The 5,236-nt window shown below is 34.9% G+C and carries 3 protein-coding genes; 2 read left to right on the top strand and 1 reads right to left on the bottom strand.

Going from position 1 to position 5,236, the window contains the following annotated elements; translation table 11 throughout:
* Positions 1-676: 676 nt before the first annotated feature.
* A complete protein-coding gene (gene surE / locus AFK68_RS11705) occupies positions 677-1,381 on the bottom strand; it encodes a 5'/3'-nucleotidase SurE (protein WP_094672933.1) in 705 nt (234 codons plus the stop codon).
* Between the two features lie 607 nt (positions 1,382-1,988).
* Between surE and AFK68_RS44870 the strand changes: the two genes are divergently transcribed.
* Together AFK68_RS44870 and AFK68_RS11715 are read left to right on the top strand one after the other, a co-directional pair.
* The coding region (locus tag AFK68_RS44870) for a hypothetical protein (protein WP_371357335.1) at positions 1,989-3,190 on the top strand (1,202 nt) is incomplete at its 3' end.
* Between the two features lie 32 nt (positions 3,191-3,222).
* Positions 3,223-5,236, top strand: a 2,014-nt coding sequence (locus AFK68_RS11715) for a tetratricopeptide repeat protein (protein ID WP_143437803.1), incomplete at its 3' end; no start/stop codon positions are given.

The following is a 5,236-nucleotide window of genomic DNA, read 5'->3' on the forward strand; positions in this document are numbered from 1 at the left end:
GGGAATAAATTGCCGATAATATAAGACTTCTAGCTCTTTTGCCCCTACTACAATTTGTAAATATACCAGCGCTCATTGCTATACAATGCGGAAAGTATAGGTGGGAAAATTTACAAGTATGTCCGAAGCGACTGGAATGGAGTGGAAGCAATCTTAGGGCTTTAAACTGCATCAACATTTCGTTAAATAGTCAGGTTTATTCGTACACCTACTTACACTGACGCAGTATTTGACATTGCTAAATTCCGTTTTGCTATTTGGATAAATATTTGGGATAAATCTCTTTCTCTGTTCCCTATTCTCTTTCCTTTTGCCTATCAACATAGTGCGTGTAACATTTTTGTATCGGTGTCGTGAAATATGTAAGGATATTACATCAAGCGTGAAATAAGAATGCTGTACTTATACCATTTATCAAAAATCTTGCTATATCCGAAATCTTGCTATATCCGATCGGGGTGAGGCAGGGACGTTTCACTGCGTGACATGAAACGCATTGTTGTTATGCAACGTCCTTACGGAAGTGTGGGAGGTGGGGGGAGAGGAAAAGTAGTGATAATCTATACTAAAGCTCCTAAATAATTGTCAAAAACAAACTTTGAATCTTGGTAACTATTGAGGTGTTCAAGTATAGCATTACTTTTAGTAATTAGTATTAGGTGAAATTTCAATAAACTTAAAGTTGAATCTTGGTAATGGCAATATTACCAGCAAAGCAAACATCTACATCTGTTCCTGGAGCGCGATCGCGTTCTTCATATTTCCCTGCATAATAAAAATCTTCTCCTTCCATCTGATAAGCTACTGGCAATGGTTGGGTCGATGGTTCGCAAAATACCATTTTTGGGTCTGGTGCTTCTGGTTCTAAATAGGGGAAATTTACATTCCAAAAAGCTCCTGGTTCAATGGGGCGGTTGAGTAAATCTGTTAATACTATTTTGGCCAAACGAGTTACTCTAGGCCAGTCCACAGGCTTTTTTCCTTGACGATATTGAGACAGGGCGATTCCTGGGATTCTATGAAATGCTGCTTCTCTTACTGCGGCTACAGTTCCAGATATGTAGACATCTACACCCATGTTACCCCCTGAGTTAATACCTGATAGCACCCATTTGACATTTTTACTGATGTGTGATAATGCAATTCTAGTACAATCTGCTGGTGTACCTGCGATCGCATACTCAACCTCAGACAGACATTTGATATTAATTGGCCCATTCGTAGTAACTTGATGTCCACAACCAGATAATTGTCCTTGGGGAGCAACAATAATACTATCGTCGAAAGATAGTAGAGGTAAATCAGGATTATTTACAGCTTCCCATAGTGCTTTAATACCAGGAGCATTAATTCCATCATCATTAGTGAGAATAAACGTCATATTTCTTAATAATTTTAACTTAGCCAAAGGGAAACTATAACATAAAAAAAGAAATATTTTTGTACTATTTCATACATCTCCGTAGGAGTCAAAAGTAATATCAATCAAGTAATCTCATATAGCGCTACGCGCTAGGGAATAGGGAATAGGGAATAGGGAATAGTAGACTAATAAAGGGTTTTCCTAGGTCATGCTGCGCAAACAGGATTTAGAAATGTCAANCTAGGGAATAGGGAATAGGGAATAGGGAATAGTAGACTAATAAAGGGTTTTCCTAGGTCATGCTGCGCAAACAGGATTTAGAAATGTCAAGAGCCTTAATGCGTAGCGCTATATTTGCAAAAATACTTTTTTCCTATTCCCTATTCTCTGTTCCATGTTCCCGGTTCCCTGTTCCCTAAAAGCGATAAATTTTTGGCTTTATTCACGCATTGAGATGCACCCTAATATTTATTGTCTCAAAACATTAACTGACAATAATTTCAGACAATTTGATCGACAAAAAAGTAATCAGGATGGAAACCAATTGATATTAAGTGGATTACAGGAAAAAAAGTATTGTGTTAAACTACTCATAAACTAAAGATAAAGAGTGAAAAGTCAATGTATGTTATTGCCTGCTGTTTTACACCCTGATATAATTGAGTTTCTCCGAAAAGATGTAGAAAGTAATTTACAAAAGAAAGTATGGGAATGTATTAAAAGACTAAAACACCAACAATTTAATAGTGGATTACGGGTAAAAAAGCTCAAAGGAATAAACAAAAGAGTATGGGAAGCTAGAATTAATAGTGCTAGTCGCTTAATTTTTACCTACGATAAATCACAGCGACCAGAAACAGGAAAAACGCAAGTTTATCTAGCAATTCAAGATATTTGTTTAGACCATGATGATGTATCACGACGTGCTAAAGCCAGGCAAAAAAGCCCTGATTCTGAATGGTTAGAAACAGCAGAATTTGAAGTCATTGTAGAGACCAGAAATTTCCAAAATCAGGATAATGATACAGATAAAAATATATCATATTCATCAGTAGAAAAAGCAAATATTGAAGCAGTGAAAGCTTTGGATTTGGAAACTAATTCAGATTTAACAGATGACGAATTGTTAGGAAATATTGAGTGGCGAGTATTAGAGTCAGAAACAGAATGGCAAAAAGCGATTATTGAGCAAAATACAGATTTACCTTTAAAGCTGACTCCAGAAGAATATCAATTGGCTAAATTGTCAGGAAATCTATTATTAAATGGTAGTGCAGGTACAGGAAAAACCACAGTAGCCTTATATAGAATGCTCCAAAAAAAACAGTATAGCAATTTAGGAAAACGTTTATATATTGCCTATAACGATTTGCTAGTTAATAATGCTGAAGAACAATTTCATCAAATAGTCAGTGCAAATAGTCAATTAGAAGCAGAATCGAAACACTCAACAAATCAAATAGTGTTTGAATTTAAAAATCTCCACCAATTATGTTTAGAAATCCTCGGTAATCATCAGATAATATATTATCCTCAAGATGAAGTTAACTATCAAGTATTCTCGGAAATGTACAAAGCACATCCTTTCAGAAAACAATATCCAACAACTTTAGTCTGGGAAGAAATTAGAAGTATAATCAAAGGTAAACAATTAGCAATTACAGAAAATATTTTACCGGAGAAAGAATATGAAAAAATTAGTAGAAACAGCATGATGTTAATGCCTAATAAACATCGAAGAGATATATATAAAATCGCCGAATGGTATCAAAAAAAACTCCACAAAGAAAAATTATATGATGACATAGATTTAGTCAGAAAAGTATTNATTTAATTTAGTTGCTCCCAGGGGAAATTTATTGTTTGCTGGAGACTCTTATCAAATGATTAGTCCTAGTGGTTTTCGCTGGGAAACACTAAAAGATAAATTTTATCCCCACAGAAAAGTAGAGCAACAAACTCTGAAATTTAACTTTCGGAGTGTAGGAAGTTTAGTAAAATTAGCAAATCAACTGCTAAAATTGCGTTCTAGATACTTAGGAGAATCTACAGGATATTATTCCAGGACTAATAGTATTTATGGTCAACCAGCTAGACTAATTTCAGCAGATAATCAGACATTAGTCAAAACATTAAAGGAAACATCTCTATATCCTGGTGATGCTATTTTAGTCAGAAAAGAATCAGATAAAGAAAGAATTAGAGCGGAACTAAATTCTAGTTTTGTTTTTACAATTGAAGAAATAAAAGGATTAGAATTCGATACAGTTTTTATCGTAGATTTTTTTCAGCCACAAGCAAAACTTTGGAGTAAAGTAATACGAGGTGGGGTACTAAAAGAAAAAGAAAAACCACAACTACAACTAGAATTAAACTTACTTTATGTAGGAATTACTCGTGCCAGCAGAATATTAAATATTTGGGAATCAGAGCTTAGTCAACTTTGGCAAGAACCAGAATTAACAGGTTTATTTCAGTCAATAATTCCTGAATTAGTAAGAAGCGATCGTATAGAACCTAGCCCAGAAACGTGGCGTAAACAAGGACAATATTATCTAAAAGCCGAGTTTTATCAACAAGCGAAAGAATGCTTTAGTAAATCTGGCGATGTAATTTTAGAGAAACAAGCTCAAGGCAAATTATTAATTCAAAAACAAGCTTATAATGAAGCAGCAGAAATTTTTGTTGAATTAAAAGAATGGCAAGATGCAGCACTGTTATTTGAAAAAGTAGAAAAATGGCAACAAGCAGCAAAATATTGGGCAGAAATTGGGGAATATAATAAGCAAAAAATTTGTGAAGCTTCTCAACTAGAAACAAGTCTAAAATGGTCAGAAGCAGCTAAAAAATGGGAAGAAATCCCAGATTTTGCTAATGCTAAACGGTGCTGGATGAATATTCCTGAAAAAAAAGCAGAATACCGCGCTATTGAATTTGAAAAGAAGAAACAATGGCTGAAAGCTGCTACTGAATACGAGTTAGCAAAAATGCCTCAGAAAGCAGCATTTTGCCGAGCTAAAGAATTTGAAAAGAAAAGACAATGGGAAGATTCTATTACCCAATATGAAATAGCAGGTATGACAGAAAAAGCCGAAAAATGTCGTCAGGAAGGAGCAGATGCATTACACCAACGGGGATTAATCAAACTACAAAAAAGAGATAATACTGGCGCTCTAGAAGACTATAATCTTGCCATACTTCTAGAGCCAAATAATCATCAATTTTATCACAATAGAGGTATTGCAATTGCCCAAATGGGAAACTTAAAAGGGGCTATAGAAAATTTCCAAAAAGCATTAGAACTCGATCCAAAAGACCTGCAAATCTATAATAATTTAGGAGCAGTTTATGTAGAATTAGGAGAATTAGATCGAGCCATAGAGCTTTTTTCTGAAGCTCTGCAATTAAATACTGAAGAATCTCAAATCTACCAAAACTTAGGAGTAGTTCGTTTTAAAGCTGGAGATCCGCAAGGAGCTATAGCAGATTATAATCAAGCCATACAATTTAATCCCAATAAAGCAGAAGCTTACTATAATCGAGGAATTGCTCATCGTTTCCTTAGAAATAACCAAGATGCAATTGATGACTTGACAAAAGTATTACAACTCAATCCTAAAGTTGTAGATGCTTATACCCAGAGAGGTATTATCAGGTTTGAGATGAAAGATATACAAGGAGCAACTGCCGACTTTAATGAAGCCATTAAACTTAATCCTAAACATCCGGAAGCTATCTACACCCGAGCCGTAATTCGTCGTCTGACTAAAGATAACCAAGGTTCACTAGCTGATTTTAATCAAGTTATCAAGATTCATCCTAACTATATGGATGCTTACATCAAACGAGGTATAGTTCGTTTCGATCTTGGAG

Origin of the sequence: Hydrocoleum sp. CS-953, assembly GCF_002260545.1 — a bacterium.
Taxonomy (GTDB): domain Bacteria; phylum Cyanobacteriota; class Cyanobacteriia; order Cyanobacteriales; family Microcoleaceae; genus Trichodesmium.

What these genes read in the sequence shown, in the direction of transcription:
- surE (WP_094672933.1), bottom strand. Translation starts at nt 1,381, where the DNA reads ATGACGTTTATTCTCACTAATGATGATGGAATTAATGCTCCTGGTATT.